Source organism: Vibrio sp. 378 (assembly GCF_033339435.1).
In genome coordinates, this window is sequence record NZ_JAWOUO010001230.1 from 1 (window position 1) to 511 (window position 511).

1 pseudogene is annotated in these 511 nt (G+C 46.2%); it reads right to left on the bottom strand.

What is annotated here, in order from left to right:
- Window positions 1–511 (bottom strand): annotated as a pseudogene (locus tag R7Q48_RS31295) (GMP synthase (glutamine-hydrolyzing)); the annotation flags it as partial.

The window sequence follows — 511 nt, forward strand, 5'->3', positions numbered from 1 at the left end:
ACACCTAAACCAGGACCTGGGAATGGATGGCGGTAAAGCATGTTGTATGGAAGACCTAGCTCTAGACCAATCTTACGAACTTCATCTTTGAACAATTCACGTAGTGGCTCAACTAGACCCATTTCCATATCGTCAGGTAGACCGCCCACGTTGTGGTGTGATTTGATCACGTGCGCTTTACCAGTTTTAGATGCTGCAGACTCGATTACGTCTGGGTAGATAGTACCCTGAGCAAGCCATTTTGCGTTTTTCAGCTTCTTCGATTCTTCATCGAATACGTCTACGAACACGTGACCGATAGTCTTACGTTTTTCTTCTGGGTCAGACTTGCCTTTCAGCGCTTCAAGGAAACGCTCTTCTGCGTCAACTTTGATGATGTTTAGGCCGAACTTATCGCCGAACATATCCATTACTTGTTGACCTTCGTTTAGACGAAGCAGGCCGTTATCCACGAATACACATGTAAGCTTGTCGCCAATTGCACGGTGAACCAGCATAGCAACAACGGATG